This is a genomic window from Pseudomonas sp. PDM02 (genome assembly GCF_014852285.1).
Lineage (GTDB): Bacteria > Pseudomonadota > Gammaproteobacteria > Pseudomonadales > Pseudomonadaceae > Aquipseudomonas > Aquipseudomonas migulae.
The window spans coordinates 139,332-158,565 of the sequence record NZ_JACVBL010000005.1 but is presented as its reverse complement, the minus strand read 5'-3'; the positions used below and the strand labels follow the sequence as shown (position 1 = coordinate 158,565).

General features: G+C 61.0%; 18 protein-coding genes. 10 read left to right on the top strand and 8 right to left on the bottom strand.

The features are described 5' to 3' along the window. The first annotated feature begins 20 nt into the window (after positions 1 to 20). The 4 genes from IB245_RS10820 (at position 21) to IB245_RS10805 (ending at position 3,329) form a co-directional block, all read left to right on the top strand. Positions 21 to 566: a twin-arginine translocation pathway signal protein gene (locus IB245_RS10820; protein ID WP_192227538.1), complete on the top strand. Its 546-nt coding sequence runs from the start codon at positions 21 to 23 to the stop codon at positions 564 to 566. A 133-nt stretch (positions 567 to 699) separates the two neighbouring features. Then, complete coding sequence (locus tag IB245_RS10815; RefSeq protein ID WP_192227537.1) at positions 700 to 2,295, top strand: GMC family oxidoreductase; 1,596 nt, start codon at positions 700 to 702, stop codon at positions 2,293 to 2,295. A 115-nt stretch (positions 2,296 to 2,410) separates the two neighbouring features. Then, positions 2,411 to 2,890, top strand: a complete 480-nt coding sequence (coaD, locus tag IB245_RS10810) for a pantetheine-phosphate adenylyltransferase (RefSeq protein WP_003177462.1) — start codon at positions 2,411 to 2,413, stop codon at positions 2,888 to 2,890. 187 nt (positions 2,891 to 3,077) lie between these two features. Continuing rightward, the gene (locus IB245_RS10805; protein ID WP_003195146.1) at positions 3,078 to 3,329 is read left to right on the top strand and encodes a YfhL family 4Fe-4S dicluster ferredoxin; all 252 of its coding nucleotides are present in this window, start codon (positions 3,078 to 3,080) and stop codon (positions 3,327 to 3,329) included. A 102-nt stretch (positions 3,330 to 3,431) separates the two neighbouring features. Here the strand turns inward: IB245_RS10805 and IB245_RS10800 are convergent, their stop codons facing one another. The 3 genes from IB245_RS10800 to IB245_RS10790 are packed head-to-tail and all read right to left on the bottom strand — an operon-like array spanning position 3,432 to position 5,466. Beyond that, complete coding sequence (locus IB245_RS10800; RefSeq protein WP_192227536.1) at positions 3,432 to 3,755, bottom strand: multidrug transporter; 324 nt, start codon at positions 3,753 to 3,755, stop codon at positions 3,432 to 3,434. A gap of 53 nt (positions 3,756 to 3,808) precedes the next feature. Continuing rightward, complete coding sequence (gene mutM, locus IB245_RS10795; protein WP_008026119.1) at positions 3,809 to 4,621, bottom strand: bifunctional DNA-formamidopyrimidine glycosylase/DNA-(apurinic or apyrimidinic site) lyase; 813 nt, start codon at positions 4,619 to 4,621, stop codon at positions 3,809 to 3,811. A 29-nt stretch (positions 4,622 to 4,650) separates the two neighbouring features. Beyond that, complete coding sequence (locus tag IB245_RS10790; protein ID WP_192227639.1) at positions 4,651 to 5,466, bottom strand: HDOD domain-containing protein; 816 nt, start codon at positions 5,464 to 5,466, stop codon at positions 4,651 to 4,653. Positions 5,467 to 5,782: 316 nt separating this feature from the next. On the opposite strand from IB245_RS10790, the gene IB245_RS10785 reads away from it, so the two are divergent. From IB245_RS10785 to ilvD, 3 genes are all read left to right on the top strand, one after another. Further along, the gene (locus IB245_RS10785) at positions 5,783 to 6,979 is read left to right on the top strand and encodes a class I SAM-dependent rRNA methyltransferase (protein WP_008026111.1); all 1,197 of its coding nucleotides are present in this window, start codon (positions 5,783 to 5,785) and stop codon (positions 6,977 to 6,979) included. Positions 6,980 to 7,186: 207 nt separating this feature from the next. Continuing rightward, on the top strand, positions 7,187 to 8,386 hold the full coding sequence (locus IB245_RS10780) for an MFS transporter (RefSeq protein WP_192227535.1): 1,200 nt from the start codon (positions 7,187 to 7,189) through the stop codon (positions 8,384 to 8,386). A 258-nt stretch (positions 8,387 to 8,644) separates the two neighbouring features. Beyond that, positions 8,645 to 10,486: a dihydroxy-acid dehydratase gene (gene ilvD, locus IB245_RS10775; RefSeq protein ID WP_008040782.1), complete on the top strand. Its 1,842-nt coding sequence runs from the start codon at positions 8,645 to 8,647 to the stop codon at positions 10,484 to 10,486. Positions 10,487 to 10,658: 172 nt separating this feature from the next. Here the strand turns inward: ilvD and IB245_RS10770 are convergent, their stop codons facing one another. Continuing rightward, positions 10,659 to 11,714 carry a hypothetical protein gene (locus IB245_RS10770; protein WP_008026105.1) on the bottom strand — a complete coding sequence of 352 codons (1,056 nt, stop codon included), beginning with the start codon at positions 11,712 to 11,714 and terminating at the stop codon, positions 10,659 to 10,661. A gap of 240 nt (positions 11,715 to 11,954) precedes the next feature. Between IB245_RS10770 and IB245_RS10765 the strand changes: the two genes are divergently transcribed. Continuing rightward, a complete protein-coding gene (locus IB245_RS10765; RefSeq protein WP_008040781.1) occupies positions 11,955 to 13,346 on the top strand; it encodes an L-cystine transporter in 1,392 nt (463 codons plus the stop codon). A 95-nt stretch (positions 13,347 to 13,441) separates the two neighbouring features. Here IB245_RS10765 and IB245_RS10760 read toward each other — a convergent pair whose 3' ends face one another. Further along, complete coding sequence (locus tag IB245_RS10760; protein WP_192227534.1) at positions 13,442 to 13,954, bottom strand: dihydrofolate reductase; 513 nt, start codon at positions 13,952 to 13,954, stop codon at positions 13,442 to 13,444. A gap of 99 nt (positions 13,955 to 14,053) precedes the next feature. Here IB245_RS10760 and IB245_RS10755 point away from each other — a divergent pair, with 99 nt between their 5' ends. Continuing rightward, positions 14,054 to 15,424 carry a DUF2868 domain-containing protein gene (locus IB245_RS10755; RefSeq protein WP_192227533.1) on the top strand — a complete coding sequence of 457 codons (1,371 nt, stop codon included), beginning with the start codon at positions 14,054 to 14,056 and terminating at the stop codon, positions 15,422 to 15,424. Beyond that, positions 15,417 to 16,793, top strand: coding sequence for a GTPase/DUF3482 domain-containing protein (locus IB245_RS10750; protein WP_192227532.1), 1,377 nt, complete (start codon positions 15,417 to 15,419; stop codon positions 16,791 to 16,793). The genes IB245_RS10755 and IB245_RS10750 overlap by 8 nt, the downstream gene beginning before the upstream one ends. Before the next feature lie 9 nt (positions 16,794 to 16,802). Here the strand turns inward: IB245_RS10750 and IB245_RS10745 are convergent, their stop codons facing one another. The 3 genes from IB245_RS10745 to IB245_RS10735 form a co-directional block, all read right to left on the bottom strand. Beyond that, the gene (locus IB245_RS10745) at positions 16,803 to 17,330 is read right to left on the bottom strand and encodes a hypothetical protein (RefSeq protein WP_192227531.1); all 528 of its coding nucleotides are present in this window, start codon (positions 17,328 to 17,330) and stop codon (positions 16,803 to 16,805) included. 108 nt (positions 17,331 to 17,438) lie between these two features. Beyond that, complete coding sequence (locus tag IB245_RS10740) at positions 17,439 to 18,002, bottom strand: phosphonate degradation HD-domain oxygenase (protein ID WP_192227530.1); 564 nt, start codon at positions 18,000 to 18,002, stop codon at positions 17,439 to 17,441. Continuing rightward, a complete protein-coding gene (locus tag IB245_RS10735; RefSeq protein ID WP_192227529.1) occupies positions 18,002 to 19,135 on the bottom strand; it encodes a TIGR03364 family FAD-dependent oxidoreductase in 1,134 nt (377 codons plus the stop codon). Before IB245_RS10735 ends, IB245_RS10740 begins: the two co-directional genes overlap by 1 nt. Positions 19,136 to 19,234 lie beyond the last annotated feature (99 nt).

Here is a 19,234-nt window from a genome sequence, read left to right as displayed (position 1 = left end):
ACCGCCGGGTAATAACAATAATGAGCCCAAGCCTGTCCGATACACCCGCGCTGTCACGGCGTGGCCTGCTTAAATTCAGCCTTGGCGCAAGCGCGTTTCTGGCCACGGCCGGACTCGGCGCGAGCCTCAGCGGGTGCTCGTCGAGCATCCCGGCCAGCGGTTTCGCGATCCTGCGCAGCGGCGATCTATTGTTTTTACGGGCGCTGATTCCGGTGATGCTCGATGGCGCCGTGGTCGCCGGGAAAATGCCGATGGCACTCGACCAGACCCTGCACTGCCTGGATAACGGCCTCAATCACCTGTCGCCGGAAATGCTCAAGCTCACTCAGCAATTGTTCGATGTGCTGGGGATGGCCGTGACTCGCGGGCCGTTGACCGGGATCTGGGGCAGTTGGGAAAACGCCAGCGCCGATGAGATCCGGCACTTTCTTGATCGCTGGGAAAACAGCTCGTTGAGTCTGTTGCGCATGGGGCATAGCTCGTTGCTGCAACTGGTGATGATGGCGTGGTACAGCCGGGCTGAGTCGTGGGCGCATTGTGGGTATCCCGGGCCGCCAACCGTTTAAGACCGAGTTGGCCCCTTCGCGGGCAAGCCTCGCTCCTACAGGGATCGCGCGCCCCCTGTAGGAGCGAGGCTTGCCCGCGAAGGCGGCCTGATGAACGACACATTTCTCAATATAAAAACAAGAGAACCCGAATATGCCCGTACCCGATCCGTTCCGCGAAGGCATGGCCCGTGGCTGGAAAACCCACAACGGCTCGCAACTGACCCAGGACCTGACCCTCGAAGCGGACGTGGCGATCATCGGCAGCGGCGCGGGCGGCGGCACCACCGCTGAAATCCTCAGCGCCGCCGGCTACAAGGTGCTGTTGATCGAAGAAGGCCCGCTCAAGACCAGCAGCGACTTCAAGATGCTTGAAGACCAGGCCTACACCAGCCTCTATCAAGAAGGCATCGGCCGCATGAGCAAGGACGGCGCAATCACCATCCTTCAAGGCCGTGCGGTGGGCGGCACCACGCTGATCAACTGGACCTCGAGTTTCCGCACGCCGGAGCCGACGCTCGAACACTGGGCCCGGGAGCATAACGTCAAAGGCCACAGCCCGGCCGAGATGGCGCCTTGGTTCGAGAAAATGGAGCAACGTCTGGGCGTCGCACCCTGGATGGTCCCGCCGAACGCCAACAACGATGTGATTCGCAAAGGCTGCGAGCAGCTCGGCTACAGTTGGCACGTGATCCCGCGCAACGTGCGCGGCTGCTGGAACCTTGGCTACTGCGGCATGGGCTGCCCGACCAACGCCAAGCAATCGATGATGGTCACGACGATCCCGGCGACCCTGGAAAAGGGTGGCGAACTGCTTTACCTGGCCCGCGCCGAGAAACTGATGATCAAGGACGGCAAGGTCACCGGCCTGCAATGCGTGGCGATGGATGATCGTTGCGTTGCGCCCACGGGCAAGACGATTACGGTCAAGGCGCGGCATTACGTGCTGGCCGGCGGCGGCATCAACAGTCCCGCGTTGCTGTTGCGTTCCGACGCGCCCGATCCGCACAAACGTCTGGGCAAGCGCACCTTCTTGCATCTGGTGAACATGTCCGCCGGGCTGTTCGACGAGGTGATCAACCCGTTCTACGGCGCGCCGCAGTCGATCTATTCCGACCATTTTCAATGGCAGAACGGCACCACCGGCCCGATGGCCTACAAACTCGAAGTCCCTCCCCTGCACCCGGCGCTGGCGGCCACATTGCTCGGCGGTTTTGGCCAGGAAAGCGCCCGACACATGGAAAACCTGCCGCATACCCACGCCATGCTGGCGTTGCTGCGCGATGGCTTTCACCCGGACAGCCCCGGTGGCAGCGTCGAATTGCGCGGCGACAACACGCCCGTGCTCGATTATCAGGTTTCACCCTACGCCTGGGACGGCTTGCGCCGCGCCTTCCACAGCATGGCCGAGATCCAGTTCGCCGGCGGCGCCAACGCCGTGATGCCGATGCACGCCGATGCGCGCTATGTGAAAACCCTGGCCGAGGCGCGCACGCTGATCGACGGCCTGAGCCTTGAGTTGTATCGCACACGCTTGGGCAGTGCCCATGTGATGGGCGGTTGCGCCATGGGCGAAGACCCGAAAAACGCCGTGACCGACAGCCTCGGTCGGCACCATCAGCTCAGCAACCTGTCGATCCATGACGGCTCGCTGTTCCCCACCAGCATTGGTGCAAACCCGCAATTGTCGGTCTACGGGCTGACGGCGCAACTGGCGACTTCGTTGGCCGAACGTTTGAAAAACCCATGAAAAGAGCGAATATTCCTATCGTCTATAGTGCTTTCTTACCCAACAGGCGACTTGGCCGACCGGGAAGGCTGCGATACCATCCGACTCCCCAACGGACTCCCGCCAGGACGACGCGATGAACCGAGTGTTGTACCCAGGTACCTTCGACCCTATTACCAAGGGCCATGGCGATCTGGTCGAACGCGCCGCGCGCCTGTTCGATCATGTGATCATCGCCGTCGCCGCCAGCCCGAAGAAAAACCCGTTGTTTCCCCTGGAACAGCGTGTGGAGCTGGCCCGCGAGGTCACTAAACATCTGCCGAACGTTGAAGTCGTCGGCTTTTCGACGCTGTTGGCGCACTTCGCCAAAGAGAAGAATGCCAACGTGTTCCTGCGCGGTTTGCGCGCGGTCTCGGACTTCGAATACGAATTTCAGCTGGCCAACATGAACCGTCAGTTGGCACCGGACGTGGAAAGCCTATTTCTTACACCGTCCGAGCGCTATTCGTTCATTTCCTCGACGCTGGTCCGTGAAATCGCGGCGTTGGGCGGCGATATCACCAAGTTCGTCCACCCTGCGGTGGCGGATGCCCTGACACTTCGATTTAAAAAATAACGCCGACTGTAGGAGCCGGCTTGCTGGCGATAGGACCGCTGCGATGTCTCAGACTGACCGCGGTGTTGCTATCGCCAGCAAGCCGGCTCCTACAGAACGTCGCGCCCGCGTGCACTGCGCTCTCCAATGCGGCACAATTGCGCATTGGTTTTTAGCGCCCGGGCCTGCCGCCCCGGCTGGAGTTAGCATGTCCCTGATCATCACCGACGATTGCATCAACTGCGACGTCTGCGAACCCGAGTGCCCGAACGCCGCCATTTCCCAAGGCGAAGAGATCTACGTGATCGACCCGAACCTGTGCACCCAGTGTGTCGGCCACTACGACGAACCTCAGTGCCAGCAGGTGTGCCCGGTGGATTGCATTCCACTGGACGAAGCGCATCCGGAGACTGAAGAGCAGTTGATGGAGAAGTACCGGAAGATTACCGGTAAGGCTTGATTCATTCGGCGCCTGTGAGGGCGCCTTCGCGGGCAAGCCTCGCTCCTACAGGGGTCGTGTAGATCCTGTAGAAGCGAGGCTTGCCCGCGAAGCTTTTAGGCTTCACTCCCGCTGCTCAAACCCTTCCCCAATACATCCCAGACACCTCACGAACGCCGCTTTCGCCGGGGCGACCACCAACGCCTGTCCCGCGTCGCCGACATTGCCGCCCAGCGCGGTAAACGGCAACGACACCACAAACGCCCCCGCGCCAATCACCGTTGCCACGACCAGCAAGGGTCGGGCAATCAGCAAGTCGCCGAGCATGGCGTACGCCGGGGGATTCTGGATGGTGTAGCGCGGGTCGCCGCTGCCGGTATTGGCTGCCAGCGCTGGTGCACCGGCACTCAGCAGCCATACGACGGCAAGGGTTCGGAACAGGTTCATGGCACGGTCCTTCGACTAGGCAGTGAGAACACTGACTATAGACCGCAGGAATATCAGCTCTGGCAGCGCGGGCAAAAGACGCTGGCGCGCTGCCCGAGTTTGACTTCCCGCAGCTCTGTTCCGCAGACCTTGCACGGCTGACTGCCACGGCCGTACACGAACAATTCCTGCTGGAAATAACCGGGCTGACCGTCACCGCCGATAAAGTCGCGCAACGTCGTACCGCCGCGCTCGATGGCAGCGGCCAGGATGCGTTTGATCTCGATCGCCAATTTCAAATAGCGCGCCCGGGAAATGCTCTTGGCCTCGCGGCGCGGGTCGATACCGGCCGCAAACAGCGCTTCGGTCGCATAGATATTGCCCACGCCGACCACCACGGCGTTGTCCATGATGAACGGTTTGACCGCCATCGAACGTCCGCGAGACTGCTGGAACAAGCGCTCGCCGTCGAACAGGTCGGTCAACGGTTCCGGCCCCAGGCGAATCAGCAATTCATGGTTGAGCGGATCGAGGCTCCAGAGCATCGCGCCGAACCGTCGCGGGTCCGTGTAACGCAGGGCCAGGCCCGATTCCAGCTCGATATCTACATGCTCATGCTTGGCGGCCGGCAGGCCGACTTCCACCAGGCGCAGATTGCCCGACATGCCCAAGTGGCTGATCAGCGTGCCGACTTCGGCGTTGATCAGCAGGTACTTGGCGCGCCGTTCCACCAGCACGATACGCTGGCCGGAGAGCCGCACATCCAGGTCTTCAGGGATCGGCCAGCGCAGGCGACGGTCACGCACGATCACCCGGCTGACGCGCTGGCCTTCCAGGTACGGCGCAATACCGCGGCGGGTGGTTTCGACTTCCGGCAGTTCAGGCATGGTGCTCTCGAGTCAGGCTCTGACGGCACTCAGCGGTGAGTGCCGAGGTCGCGAATCGTTTGTTTGAGGGTTTCGAAATCGTAGTCCGAGAGGCCCACGTAATCGAGTACCAGCGGCGCGATGGTGTTCCATTCATGGTCCTCGTTCTGGTTGCCCAGTACCCGGTAAGACGCACAAATGTGCTCGGCCATTTTCAGGATCGCCAACAGGTTTTTCAGCTGGCTGTTGCGCGAAGACTCATCGCTGAAAATCGCCAGCGCATTGTGGTGATTGGCGATCGCCGTGCTCACATGCTCCGGCAGGCGCCAGGATTTGGCCGTGTAATAACCGACCACCGCATGGTTGGTATTGAACACCCGATTTTCTGTGTCCACCACGCGGCATTCGGCACTGGCGCTGGCGTAGGCTTCTTCCAGCGTGGTCATGTAGTCGGGGAAGCGCTGCAGCATCAGCGGCACGCCGCAGTCGTGGAACAGGCCCAAGGCGTATGCCTCATCGCCGGCCTGGACGCCAATGCGCTTGGCCAGTGTCAGGCAGGTCATCGCCACGTCTTGAGCGGTGTCCCAGAAACGATTCAGGGTAACGATGGTGTCATCGTTCATTTCACCCTTGATCGACTGCGCGTTGATCAGGTTGATGATCGAACGGCTGCCCAGCAGATTCACTGCACGCTGGATCGAGGCGATCTTGTTGCTCAAGCCGTAATACGGCGAGTTGACGATTTTCAGCAGGGCACCAGAGAGGCCCGGGTCCTGGGAGATCAGCTTGGCGATCACTTCCAGATCCGGGTCGGGCATGTACTGCTCCATCTGCAGATCCACCATGATCTGCGGCTGGGCCGGCACGCTGATGCCTTGCAGGGACTGTTGGATCTGTTCGGTGGTCAGCTCTTGGGACATAAGTACACACTCTGGGACAGGCGCCGATTCTAACCTTTATAAAGTTGGATCCGACACACTGGCGGGCAACATCGGCCAAAGTTTCATTTCCGTGGAGCATTTGAGATCGCCTTCGCGGGCAAGCCTCGCTCCTACATTTGGAATGCGTCCCCCTGTAGGAGCGAGGCTTGCCCGCGAAGGCGTCATCAGCGTTTCATCGCCCACCCGGCCCGCCACCACCCTCAACACGCTATACTCCCGCTCTTTTTTCCGGAGCGACGTCATGTCCCTGCCTAGCCTGCGCCTCAAAGCCAACGCCGACCGTCGCCTGCGAAACGGCCACCTGTGGGTCTACAGCAACGAAATCGACGTGGCCGCCACCCCGTTGCACGGCTTCAAGGCCGGCGATCAGGCGATTCTCGAAGCTGCCGGCGGCAAGCTGCTGGGCATCGTTGCCATGAGCCCGAACAACCTGATCTGCGCCCGCCTGCTGTCGCGCGACGTCAAGTTGCCGCTGGACAAATCGCTGCTGGTGCACCGCCTGAACGTCGCTCTGTCCCTGCGTGATCGCCTGTTCGACAAGCCGTTCTATCGCCTGGTCTACGGCGATTCCGACCTGCTGCCAGGCCTGGTGGTCGACCGTTTCGGCGACATCCTGGTGGTGCAGATCGCTTCGGCGACCATGGAAGCGCATAAAGACGACGTGATCGCGGCGCTGACCCAAGTGCTCAAGCCAAGCGGCATTCTGTTCAAGAACGACTCCGCCGCCCGCGACGCCGAAGGCCTCAACCGCTACGTCGAAACCGTATTCGGCCTGGTGCCGGAGTGGGTCGCGCTGGAAGAAAACGGCGTGAAATTCGAAGCCCCGGTCATTCAAGGCCAGAAAACCGGCTGGTTCTACGACCACCGCATGAACCGCGCACGCCTGGCCCCGTACGCCAAAGGCAAACGCGTCCTCGACCTGTACAGCTACATCGGCGGCTGGGGCGTGCAAGCCGCAGCATTCGGCGCCAGTGAAGTGTTCTGCGTCGATGCCTCGGCCTTCGCCCTCGACGGCGTCGAGCGCAACGCCGCGCTGAACGGTTTCGCTGAAAAAATAACCTGCCTCGAAGGCGACGTCTTCGAAGCGCTGAAAGAACTGAAAGCCAGCGAAGAACGCTTCGACGTGATCGTGGCCGACCCGCCGGCGTTCATCAAACGCAAGAAAGACATGAAAAACGGTGAAGGCGCTTACCGTCGCCTGAACGAGCAAGCCATGCGCCTGCTCAGCAAGGACGGCATCCTGGTCAGCGCTTCGTGCTCGATGCACCTGCCGGAAGATGACCTGCAGAACATCCTGCTGACCAGCGCCCGCCACCTGGATCGCAACATCCAGATGCTGGAACGTGGCGGTCAGGGTCCGGATCATCCGGTACACCCGGCGATTGCTGAAACCCGCTACATCAAGAGCATCACCTGCCGGTTGCTGCCAAACAGCTAACCACTCGGAACGACTGTAGGAGCGAGCCCTGCTCGCGATGGTCGTCAACGATAACGCTGGCTGCCTGACACCCCGCGTAGCCTGTTCGTTTTTCGCGAGCAGGCTCGCTCCTACAACGGTCTGAGAACAGTCCCACACCTCCTGCATTGACTTCCCTATTCATCAAGTCGACTCTCGGCTACCCCTCACGGATCGAGAGCGTTGTTGATGAACCCTTCCCCGCATACCGCGAAAAAATCGTCGCTCATCCTGCTATTGATGACGATGACGCTACTGGGTGTTTTCCCGCTGGACGTGGTACTCCCGTCCTTTCCCGCGCTCTCTGATTACTTCCTGACCTCAGCCTCCGACATAGCGTTATCCGTCAGCCTGTTCGCCATTGGTCTTGGGCTATCCGTGGTGCTGGTCGGACCGCTGTCGGACTTGTGGGGGCGCAAAACCCTTTTGCTGACTGGCATCGCCATCTCGATCGTCGGTGCAACGGGTTGTCTGCTTTCCAGCGAATACAGCTGGTTTCTGGTATTTCGCGTCATTCAGGCCGTGGGTTGCGGGTCCTTTGTGCTGTCGCAAGCGCTGATTCAGGATTTGTTCGTCGGCAAGGAACAGGAACGAATGAGGATCTGGATGACCACCGCCGCCGGCGTGTTCATTTCCATATCGCCGCTGCTTGGAACCTGGTTGCAGATGCATCTGGACTGGCAGGGCAGCTTCTATGTCTTTATTGCGCTGGCAGTCTTCGTCTGGATAAGGGCTGGCGTGCTCCTCAAGGAATCTCCGCGCAGTCGCAATGCGGCGCCCGCTCGCTTTTTCAGTGCCTATTGGCGGCTATGCGCGGATTTTCGCTTCATGGGTTACTGGCTGATCTCGGCCCTGGACTTCGCCTGCCATTTTTCATTCATCGTCATGTCACCGATCATTTTCATGGAGCGCCTGGCACTCACGCCCTACGAATTCGCCTGGACATTGTTGCTGTATGGCGTGGCGTATGTGTTCGGCGGGATAGTCGCCAGCGCATTGCATCGGCGTCTGCCGGCCAATTCACAGATAGTGATCGGCCTCGGCCTGATCGCACTGTCGGGGTTGGCCATGCTGTGGCTGGCAAATCAGTTCGGGCTGACGGCCGCTGCGGTGCTGATCCCCATGCTCATCTGCACGGCCGGCACCACCATTGCCCGGCCTATCGCCAATTCCAAAGCCATGACCCTCTATCCACAGGATGCCGGTACGTCCTCCTCGGTCGGCGGCGTGATGATCTTCATGTGCGGCGGCGTGATCAGCGTGATGATCAATCTCGCGTCCGAAGACCTCACCACGGCGCTCGCCTTGTGTTTCCTGATCCTTAGCGTCGCGGGCCTGGGTTTGAACGCGCTGATCATGCAGCGCAATCTGGCACTGAACGCGAGTTGATTTACGCCGGTCGTCATCCGGCGCACGCCACCGGCGCCGGATCAGCGCTTCCCGGCATTCCCTCCAGCCGCCAGCCGTGTAGAATCGCGACATTCATCGCCAGTCATCCCCCGGCGGGTTTATGAGCTCAAGCTGAAGCGCGCGGCGATCCCGCAAAGTTATCGGCAACTTCCGGACACACGGCCATTTCTGAGTGTTCCAGACGTCAATAGAAGCTCACTTCCCTTTTGATACCTGATTAGCCGCCCGGAGTGCTTCATGCCTGATTACCGCTCGAAAACATCCACCCACGGCCGCAACATGGCCGGTGCCCGCGCACTGTGGCGCGCCACGGGGATGAAAGATGACGACTTCAAAAAGCCGATCATCGCCATTGCCAACTCGTTCACCCAGTTCGTACCGGGCCACGTCCACCTCAAGGACCTGGGCCAACTGGTCGCCCGCGAAATCGAACGCGCCGGCGGTGTTGCGAAAGAATTCAACACCATCGCCGTGGATGACGGCATCGCCATGGGCCACGACGGCATGCTGTATTCGCTGCCGAGCCGCGAGATCATCGCCGACTCCGTCGAGTACATGGTCAACGCCCACTGCGCCGACGCCATCGTCTGCATCTCGAACTGCGACAAGATCACCCCAGGCATGCTGATGGCCGCCCTGCGCCTGAACATCCCGGTGATCTTCGTCTCCGGCGGCCCGATGGAAGCCGGCAAGACCAAACTGGCCAGCCACGGTCTCGACCTCGTCGACGCCATGGTGATCGCCGCCGACTCCAGCGCTTCTGACGAGAAGGTTGCCGAGTACGAGCGCAGTGCCTGCCCGACTTGCGGTTCGTGCTCCGGCATGTTCACCGCCAACTCGATGAACTGCCTGGTTGAAGCCCTGGGCCTGGCCTTGCCGGGCAACGGTTCGACCCTCGCCACCCACAGCGACCGCGAGCAGCTGTTCCTGCAGGCCGGCCGCACCATCGTCGAGCTGTGCAAGCGTTACTACGGCGAGAACGACGAGTCGGTATTGCCGCGCAACATCGCCAACTTCAAGGCGTTCGAAAACGCCATGACCCTGGACATCGCCATGGGCGGTTCCACCAACACCATCCTGCACTTGCTGGCCGCCGCCCAGGAAGCCGAGATCGATTTCGACCTGCGCGACATCGACCGTCTTTCCCGTCACGTGCCGCAACTGTGCAAAGTCGCGCCGAACATCCAGAAGTACCACATGGAAGACGTGCACCGCGCCGGCGGGATCTTCAGCATCCTCGGTTCGCTGGCCCGTGGCGGCCTGCTGCACACCGACCTGCCGACCGTGCACAGCAAGACCCTGGCCGAAGGCATCGCCAAGTGGGACATCACCCAGACCGACGACGAAGCGGTGCATCACTTCTTCAAGGCCGGCCCGGCGGGCATCCCGACGCAAACCGCATTCAGCCAGTCGACCCGTTGGGAAACCCTGGACGACGACCGTGAAAACGGCTGCATCCGCAGTGTCGAACACGCTTACTCGAAAGAAGGCGGCCTGGCCGTTCTCTACGGCAACATCGCGCTGGACGGCTGCGTGGTGAAAACCGCTGGCGTCGACGAGTCGATCCACGTGTTCGAAGGCAACGCAAAAATCTTCGAAAGCCAGGACAGCGCCGTACGCGGCATCCTCGCGGACGAAGTGAAGGCCGGCGACATCGTGATCATCCGTTACGAAGGCCCGAAAGGCGGCCCGGGCATGCAGGAAATGCTGTACCCGACGTCGTACCTGAAATCCAAAGGCCTGGGCAAAGCCTGCGCCCTGCTCACCGACGGCCGTTTCTCCGGCGGCACTTCGGGCCTGTCCATCGGCCACGCTTCGCCGGAAGCCGCTGCCGGTGGCGCGATTGGTCTGGTGCAGGACGGCGACAAAGTGCTGATCGACATTCCGAACCGCTCGATCAACCTGTTGGTCAGCGATGAAGAACTGGCCGGCCGCCGTGCCGAGCAGGATCAGAAAGGCTGGAAGCCGGTGGAGAAACGTCCACGTAAAGTGACCACCGCACTGAAAGCCTACGCCCTGCTGGCGACCAGCGCCGACAAGGGTGCTGTGCGTAACAAGGCGATGCTTGACGGGTTGTAAGCGTCAGTCGCAGAAATAAAAATGCCCCGCCAAGTGCGAGGCATTTTTTTGGCCAACTCGGTTAAATGTGGGAGCGGGCTTGCTCGCGAATGCGGCTTTTCATTCAAAATTTGAATCGACTGACTCACCGCTTTCGCGAGCAAGCCCGCTCCCACATTAGTTCTGTGTCGCCTTACTGGATTTCTGCTGGTGTGACGATCACCCAGTTCTTGTCCGCCGTCACCGGCAACCCTTCCTTGGCCTGGGCCGCAGCGTGCTTGGCCATCATGCCGTTAATCTGGGTCATGTATTTGTCCTTGCGGTTGACCCACAAGTGGATGCCGCCCTTGGCCACGTCAACATCGTGGAACAGCATGTAACCGTCGCTGCTCGGGGTGTCGCCGCCGACCAGTACCGGTTTTTTCCATTCATCGATGTAGGTCAGGATCGCCGCGTGTTTACCGGCCATCCAGGTTGCCGGGGTCCACAGGTACGGGGTCAGTTCCAGGCCGAGGTTGGCCTTCTCGTCATACTTGCCAGCGGTGATCTGCTTGCGGGCCGTGGTCAACTCACCGGACTTTTGATCCTTGAGCAGCAGGCTCACACCGATCACGTTTTGCGGTTTGACGTTGTAGCCGTACTTCGGATCGGAGGCGACCATGCGCACCAGCTCTTCAGAAGCGGCGGTCATCACGTAGACCTCGATGCCGTTCTCCATCAGCTTGTTGTACAGCTCGGTTTGACCGGTGAAGACTTTCGGCGGGTTGACGTCGAGCTTCTTGACCACGTCGCCTTCGTAATAGGTGGCCGGCACCGGTTTGCCGGACGCCATCAACTCGTCGACATAACCTTTGAGCTCTTGCAGGGTGAAACCGGAGAACACCTGGGCGACCCATGGGTAGCAAACCATGTCGTCGAGTTCGCAGAGGCGGTAGTAGTAGCTGAACAGGCTTTCCTTATGGTCGGCGGTGTCCTTGAACGGAATCAGTTTCAGGGAGGGATCGAGTTTCTCGCGGGTGATCAGGCCCTTGTTTTCCATGAACGGCAGCAGCGATTCTTCGAGGTCATAGCGGTAACTGGTGTTGTCCATGTCGAACACCGCGTAGTTACCTTTGTTGGCGTTGGCCGCGATCATCGCATCCAGTGCCTTGGCCTGATCGGCTGGCCAGTGCTTCAAATCCGTAGCGAAAGCCTGGCCGGCGAGGCCAATGCACAGTGCAGCGAGCAGAAATTTCGGTGCGAACTTCATCGATAGATCTCCCTGAATTAAAGACATCGACGCTAACAAATAAGTGTGACAGTCCCCGTCTGTCAGCGACGGCCAACGCACCTATCGCGCCAGCTGCATTCCTGTAAGCGACACCCGCCTATTCCAAAAACGACAGTCATCAGACTTTTTTGATATTAATTCATTGAAAATCAAGCTGTTAGGCTTGCCGGTTCGCAGCTGCCCCGGAAGGCAGTTGGCACATGTCTAATGGGAGTTCCAATGAATCTGCCGCTGATTCTCAATCTGCTGGTGTTCCTCGCCCTGCTCGTCGCACTGGCGCAAACCCGCCACACCACATTTAGTCTGGCGAAAAAAGTCCTGCTCGCCCTGGTGTTGGGCGTGGTGTTCGGTGTCGCCTTGCACACCGTTTACGGTGCCGGAAACCCGGTGCTGAAAGCCTCGATCGGCTGGTTCGATCTGGTGGGCAACGGTTACGTGCAGTTGCTGCAAATGATCGTGATCCCGCTGGTGTTCGCCTCGATCCTCAGCGCCGTGGCCCGTCTGCACAACGCTTCGTCGCTGGGCAAAATCAGTTTCCTGACCATCGGCACGCTGCTGTTCACCACCGCCATCGCGGCGCTGATCGGTATCGGTTTGACCAACCTGTTCGGCCTGACCGCTGAAGGCCTGGTCGCCGGCACACAGGAAATGGCCCGCCTGCAAACCATTCAGACCGACTACGCAGGCAAGGTCGCGGACCTGAATGTGCCGCAGCTGCTGCTGTCGTTCATCCCGCAAAACCCGTTCGCTGATCTGGCGCGCGCCAAGCCGACATCGATCATCAGCGTGGTGATATTCGCCGCGTTCCTCGGGGTCGCCGCGCTGCAACTGCTGAAGGATGACGTCGAAAAAGGTCAGAAAGTGATCAACGCCATCGACACCCTGCAAGCCTGGGTGATGCGTCTGGTGCGCCTGGTGATGAAGTTGACTCCGTACGGCGTGCTGGCGCTGATGACCAAAGTGGTCGCCGGTTCCAACCTGCAAGACATCATCAAGCTCGGCAGTTTTGTCGTGGTGTCCTACATCGGCCTGGGCCTGATGTTTGTGGTCCACGGCGTGCTGGTGTCAGTGGCCGGGATCAACCCGCTGCGGTTCTTCCGCAAGATCTGGCCGGTGCTGACGTTTGCGTTCACCAGCCGCTCCAGCGCGGCGACGATTCCGCTGAGCATCGAAGCGCAGACCAGCCGTCTGGGCATTCCGCAATCCATCGCCAGTTTCGCCGCTTCGTTCGGCGCGACCATTGGGCAGAACGGCTGCGCGGGTTTGTATCCGGCGATGTTGGCAGTGATGGTTGCGCCGACCGTGGGCATCAACCCGCTCGACCCGTTGTGGATCGCGACGCTGGTGGCGATTGTGACCTTGAGTTCGGCCGGTGTGGCCGGCGTGGGCGGTGGTGCGACGTTCGCGGCGCTGATCGTGCTGCCGGCGATGGGTTTGCCGGTGTCACTGGTGGCGTTGCTGATTTCGGTTGAGCCGCTGATTGATATGGGGCGTACCGCGTTGAACGTGAGTGGTTCGATCACGGCCGGGGCGATTACCAGTCAGATCATGCAGCAGACCGATAAAGATTTGCTGGATGCGGATGAGCATGCGGAGTTGGCTCACGCTTAAGAATTTCAGTGACTGAGCGGGCCTCTTCGCGGGCAAGCCTCGCTCCTACAGGATTTACGCATAACCTGTAGGAGCGAGGCTTGCCCGCGAAGCTTTTAGACTTTTTCCCACACCTCGAAGCTGTACGCTGGCTTGTCACCTTCGGCCGGATTCGGCACATTCGACACCAGCTTCCACTGCTTCAAATCAAACTCCGGAAACCACGCATCCCCTTCCGGGCTCAGCGCCACGCGCGTCAAATACAACCGATCAGCCTGCGCCAACCCCTGCGCATACAACTGCGCCCCGCCAATCAGCATCAACTCATCGACGCCCTGCTCTTTCGCCCATTCCTCTGCGCGAATCACGGCAGCCTCCAGCGACGGATAAACCTCCGCGCCTTCGAGCACCAGATCCGCCTGACGGCTGACCACGATGTTCAACCGGCCCGGCAGCGGGCGACCGAGGGAATCCCAGGTCTTGCGACCCATGATGATCGGCTTGCCCAAGGTGGTGGCCTTGAAGTATTTGAAGTCCCCCGGCAAGTGCCAGGGCATGCTGTTGTCGACGCCGATCACACGGTTTTCACCGAGGGCTGCGATCAGGCTGAGGGGGAGTGATTTAGTCATGCCGGCGAGGATACCAGAGGCTCGGCTTCTCGCAACGTAGCCCCCCGACAAGCGCGACAGCGGTTATGCTCACAACTCAATTGAGCGACGGGATGCCGCGTGACTGAACTGAATACCCTCTGGTTGACGGAAACCATTCGCCTGCGCGAAGAACACGCCGGCCCTCTGGATGATCTGGAAGCCAACCGACTGGCTCGCACGGCGGGCGGCGATCTGCCGACACGGATTTCGCGCCGCGCCTTATGGCTGGCCGAGCGCGATAGGCTGACCGAGGCCCTCAGGCATTGGCTGCAAGGTGCGCGACTGGCGCTGCTGGTGTTGGCCGTGCTGGCCGTGGTCAGCGGCGCCGGTCTGGCGTTTGCCGCGCTGGGCGACGGACAAACGCCGGTCAATGTGTTCTGGGCCTTGGGCAGCTTGCTCGGGCTGAACCTGATTCTGCTGTTGAGCTGGGCGCTGGGCCTGGTGTTTGCCGGTGAGCACGGCGCGACGCTGGGACGCTTGTGGTTGTGGCTCAGCGAAAAACTCGCCCGCGACGCCAAAGCCGCGCAACTGGCGCCCGCCCTGCTGTTGCTGCTGCAACGACAGAAACTCAATCGCTGGGCGCTCGGTGTGCTGGTCAATGGCTTGTGGTTGTTGGCGATGCTCAGCGCGTTGGTGATTCTGCTGATGCTGATGGCGACGCGGCGCTACGGCTTCGTCTGGGAAACCACCATCCTTGGCGGCGACACGTTCGTCGCCATGACCCAGGCCCTGGGCGCCCTGCCGGCTCTGTTGGGTTTCAGCGTGCCCACCGTGGAAATGATCCGCGCCAGTGGCGATGCCGCACTGAACATTGAAAGCGCTCGTCAGGCCTGGGCCGCGTGGCTGGTGGGTGTGCTGCTGGTCTACGGGGTTTTGCCGCGGATGTTATTGGCGCTGTTGTGCCTGTGGCGCTGGAAAAGTGGTCGCGCCAGGTTGCGTCTGGACCTGAACCTGCCCGGTTACGCGCAACTGCGCGAACGCCTGATGCCGACCAGCGAACGCCTGGGCATCAGCGATGCGGCACCTGCGCAACTTCATCACGTGGAAAGCGGCGTCAGCGAACTGCAAAGCGACGGCGCGTTGCTGGTGGCCATCGAGCTGGACGATCAACGGCCATGGCCACCACCGCTGCCGAAAACCGTGAACGACGCAGGCATCCTCGACAGTCGCGAATCGCGCCACAAACTCTTGGAACAACTCAGCCGTTTCCCCCCGGCCCGTCTGCTCATCGCCTGCGATCCACGGCGTTCGCCGGACCGCGGCAGCCTCGCGCTGATCGCCGAACTGGCCCGCAACGCCAGCGCCACCCGCGTCTGGTTGCTGCAAGCGCCGCCCGGCGAAGCGCTGGATGCCGAGCGCCTCGGCGACTGGCACGTGGCGCTGCAACAGTTGGAACTGCCCTTCGCCGATTGCGCGCCGCTGAACTGGCTGGAGACCGGTCATGACTAATCCGTGGAAAGCGCCGTTGAAGCTCGCCGTGGTCGGTCACACCAACGTCGGCAAAACCTCGTTGCTGCGCACGTTGACCCGTGATGTCGGTTTCGGCGAAGTCTCCCATCGCCCCAGCACCACGCGGCACGTCGAAGGCGCGCGGTTGTCGGTGGACGGCGAGCCCTTGCTCGACCTGTTCGACACGCCGGGCCTGGAAGACGCCATCGCCCTGCTCGACTACCTCGAACGCCTGGAACGCCCCGGCGAACGCCTCGACGGTCCGGCGCGACTGGCGCGCTTTCTTGAAGGCAGCGAGGCGCGGCAGCGGTTCGAACAGGAAGCCAAGGTGCTGCGGCAACTGCTCACCTGCGACGCCGGCCTCTATGTGATCGACGCCCGCGAACCGGTGCTTTCCAAGTACCGCGACGAACTGGAAGTGCTGGCCAGCTGCGGCAAACCGCTGCTGCCGGTGCTGAATTTCGTCAGCAGCGCCAACCACCGCGAACCGGATTGGCGTGAAGCGTTGGCGCGTCTGGGTTTGCATGCCCTGGTGCGTTTCGACAGCGTGGCGCCGCCGGAAGATGGCGAGCGGCGCCTGTATGAAAGCCTCGCGCTGCTGCTGGAAAATTCTCGCGAGCAACTGGAACGTTTGATCGCCGATCAGCAGGCCCAGCGTCTGGCCCGGCAACAAAGCGCGGCGCGGTTGATTGCCGAATTGTTGATCGATTGTGCGGCGTGTCGGCGCAGCGTGGTCAGCGATGCCGAGCAGGAACAACAGGCGATCAGCGAACTGCGCAAAGCCGTTCGCCAACGGGAACAGCGTTGTGTCGAAGCGCTGCTCACGCTCTACGCCTTCCGCCCGCAAGACGCGGCGGCCAGTGATCTGCCGTTGCTCGACGGCCGCTGGGGTGATGACCTGTTCAACCCGGAAACCCTCAAGCAACTGGGCGTGCGCGTCGGCGGCGGCATCGCGGCGGGTGCGGCCGCCGGGGCCGGGGTGGATTTGCTGGTCGGCGGCTTGACCCTCGGCGCAGCGGCGCTGGCCGGCGCGATTGCCGGCGGCGCCCTGCAAACCGCGCGTAGCTACGGCAGCCGGTTGCTGGGCAAGATCAAAGGTCAGCGTGAATTGACGGTCGATGACAGCGTGTTGCGGTTGTTGGCATTGCGGCAGCGGCAGTTGCTTCAGGCGCTGAATGCGCGTGGACATGCGGCGATGGACAGCATCCAGGTCGCCACGCCACAGGACAAGAGCTGGCGCGAAGGCAAACTGCCCGAAGCCTTGAACAAGGCTCGGGCACATCCGCAGTGGTCGTCGCTGAATCCGCACGCGAAGTTGAATCAGGCGGAGCGGCAGGAGCAGATCGAGGTGTTGGCGCAGCAGCTTTGATACGGTTGATCAGCGCCAGTTGAACCTCAGATAAGTGGATCTCAATGCCCAGGCAAGCTGTTTGTCCACTTTATCCAAATCGCCATCACCATCCAGATCGTGACCGAACACCATGTCAACCGTGTAGCCCTCAGGGGAGTCTAAAACAGTGGCGGTGGAAACGAGGCTTCGGCCTGGTCTGTAGGAACTATCATGAAAGTGCAGATGCACGGGGTCTCGACTACCGTTGTGCGCAATATCCTCTACAAATATCTTGACATAGCGGTCCCAGGCATCTCCATTGTTGAACCAATCAAGCTGCAGGAACGCTTCTGCAAACAAGTTGAGTAGCTCCTCGTCCTTAATGTTTTCCTTACCGTCGTTGTTCACGTCGCCATACTGAAAATCAACTTTGCCATCGGCAGTGATATCCAGTGCATAGGCTTCGTGAACGAGCCGATCTTCGGCACCGTCAATCTCTTCGAAAAAATGCAGGATCAGGTTGTCAGCCCTGCCGTAAGCACTTCGGTCCTGGGCTGTAACTTTCAAATAACGCATGTGGATAGCTCAAATCAATTTAGGGTCGATCAAGCTATCCCATCCTCGTAAAACGCTCTGCGCGAACAATCTCTTCATCCTGTAGGAGGTCTCACCAGTAGTTGTGGTTCAAGCCGCCCTGGGCAGAAGGCCCAAAGCCTTGCGCTTCAGAACGTCGAGATCCAGAAGAGGCACGTTCATCTCCTTGGCCAACTCATCCCACTGGCGCATGCGCAAACTCACCGCGCACAACGGGTCCTGCTCGAAGGCTTCAGCCTCGGCCGGGGTCATCACCCCGCCCTGATACGCCAGGGTCCGACGGCTGGCCTCGCTCAATCGTTCGTAATACCCGGGCTCCTTGAGTGTCAGGTAGCGCTTGGCCTGAACGTGATATTCCACCAGCCGCGCCATGCGTTCACTGAAACCTGCGCGACGCAGGTAATCGGCGCCCAGCCGCTCGTGGCTGACCACGCCGAAGCCGCCCATGTTTTCGGCGCTGTCAGCACAGATGTGCCCGATGTCGTGGAAGAATGCCGCCAGCACCACTTCATCATCGAAGCCTTCCGCCATGGCCAGTTGTGCGGCTTGGGACATGTGCTCGATCTGCGACACCGGCTCGCCGATGTAATCGCTGTCGCCAAAGCGCTCATACAGCCCAAACACCTCGTCGATCACTTGCGCCTTGCGGTCCATCAACGCTCTCCCAATAACGTCGCGACATTACGTTCTGCCATCGCCGGCCCGACACTCATGCCGACGCCGGTGTGCATCAGTGCAACGCTCACACCCGGCATCGGCCGCAGGAACGAAAACGGCCCTGGCCCTCGGGAACCATAGCCCCCCTGCCAGCGCTCGACCACTTGCACTTTGCAGCCCAGCGTCTGCTCGGCCAGTTCGATCATCCAGTCATCCACTTGCTCGGTATTGAACGGTGACGGATCACTGCCGTAGTGGTGGGAATCGCCGATGATCAGCTCGCCGTGAGGTGTCGGGCTGATCAGCAGGTGAATGCCGTTTTCGTGCAGGTGCGGTTGCTCGCGCAGGATTTGCGCCTGCACTGCCGCTGCTTCCGGCAGATCGGCGAAGGCGCCGTAATGCACGCAACTCAAACCGGTGAGCAGCGCGTGTTGCAGGTTGAGGTTGATCTGCGGGCGGGCGCGGAGCATTTGCAGGCGGCAGATCTGCGGGTTGAGCGTGGCAATCGGCTCGGCCAGCAAGGTCTGATAATCGTGACCGGAGCAGACGATGATGTGCTCGGCGCTGAAGGTGCCGGCAGTGCTGTGCAGACGGCCCGGTTCGATGTCGCGCACGAGGGTGGAGAAGTGAAACTCGACGTTCATTTCGCGGCGCAGGTAATCGATCAACGCCGGGATCGCTTCGCGGGAATACAGTTGCTGATCGTCCATGCCGTGCAGCGCAGCGCGGTGATGGCGGAACTGGCCGCCGTACAGGTCGCGCAATGCGGCGCCGCGCAACAGCTCGACGCGGTAATCGTGTTCCACGGCGCGGCCGGCGCAAAATACTTCCAGCAGGTGTTCTTCGGCTTCGGTGCGGGCAAACAGGTATGAGCCGTTGCGCTTGAGTTGCAGGCCAGCCAGTTGCGCCCATTGGCCCCAGATCTCGCGGCTGGCCTTGGCCAGTTCGAGCATCGGGCCTGGTGGTTGGCCGGTGACGAGGGCCTGGCCAAAGTTGCGCACCGAGGCGCCCAAGGGCGTTTCGCTGCGTTCGAAAACCGTGACTTTCAGGCCGCGCCTGGCGGCGGCGTAGGCGTGGGACAGGCCGAGGATGCCGGCGCCTACGATCAGCAGGTCGTTGGGGTGTGTCATGGAGTTTTGTCCAAAGTTCGAAGCCGCCTTCGCGGGCAAGCCTCGCTCCTACAGGGGTACGCATTTCTCTGTAGGAGCGAGGCTTGCCCGCGAAGGGGC

What these genes read in the sequence shown, in the direction of transcription:
- IB245_RS10820 (WP_192227538.1), top strand. Translation starts at nt 21, where the DNA reads ATGAGCCCAAGCCTGTCCGATACACCCGCGCTGTCACGGCGTGGCCTG.
- IB245_RS10815 (WP_192227537.1), top strand. Translation starts at nt 700, where the DNA reads ATGCCCGTACCCGATCCGTTCCGCGAAGGCATGGCCCGTGGCTGGAAA.
- coaD (WP_003177462.1), top strand. Translation starts at nt 2,411, where the DNA reads ATGAACCGAGTGTTGTACCCAGGTACCTTCGACCCTATTACCAAGGGC.
- IB245_RS10805 (WP_003195146.1), top strand. Translation starts at nt 3,078, where the DNA reads ATGTCCCTGATCATCACCGACGATTGCATCAACTGCGACGTCTGCGAA.
- IB245_RS10800 (WP_192227536.1), bottom strand. Translation starts at nt 3,755, where the DNA reads ATGAACCTGTTCCGAACCCTTGCCGTCGTATGGCTGCTGAGTGCCGGT.
- mutM (WP_008026119.1), bottom strand. Translation starts at nt 4,621, where the DNA reads ATGCCTGAACTGCCGGAAGTCGAAACCACCCGCCGCGGTATTGCGCCG.
- IB245_RS10785 (WP_008026111.1), top strand. Translation starts at nt 5,783, where the DNA reads ATGTCCCTGCCTAGCCTGCGCCTCAAAGCCAACGCCGACCGTCGCCTG.
- IB245_RS10780 (WP_192227535.1), top strand. Translation starts at nt 7,187, where the DNA reads ATGAACCCTTCCCCGCATACCGCGAAAAAATCGTCGCTCATCCTGCTA.
- ilvD (WP_008040782.1), top strand. Translation starts at nt 8,645, where the DNA reads ATGCCTGATTACCGCTCGAAAACATCCACCCACGGCCGCAACATGGCC.
- IB245_RS10770 (WP_008026105.1), bottom strand. Translation starts at nt 11,714, where the DNA reads ATGAAGTTCGCACCGAAATTTCTGCTCGCTGCACTGTGCATTGGCCTC.
- IB245_RS10765 (WP_008040781.1), top strand. Translation starts at nt 11,955, where the DNA reads ATGAATCTGCCGCTGATTCTCAATCTGCTGGTGTTCCTCGCCCTGCTC.
- IB245_RS10760 (WP_192227534.1), bottom strand. Translation starts at nt 13,954, where the DNA reads ATGACTAAATCACTCCCCCTCAGCCTGATCGCAGCCCTCGGTGAAAAC.
- IB245_RS10750 (WP_192227532.1), top strand. Translation starts at nt 15,417, where the DNA reads ATGACTAATCCGTGGAAAGCGCCGTTGAAGCTCGCCGTGGTCGGTCAC.
- IB245_RS10745 (WP_192227531.1), bottom strand. Translation starts at nt 17,330, where the DNA reads ATGCGTTATTTGAAAGTTACAGCCCAGGACCGAAGTGCTTACGGCAGG.
- IB245_RS10740 (WP_192227530.1), bottom strand. Translation starts at nt 18,002, where the DNA reads ATGGACCGCAAGGCGCAAGTGATCGACGAGGTGTTTGGGCTGTATGAG.
- IB245_RS10735 (WP_192227529.1), bottom strand. Translation starts at nt 19,135, where the DNA reads ATGACACACCCCAACGACCTGCTGATCGTAGGCGCCGGCATCCTCGGC.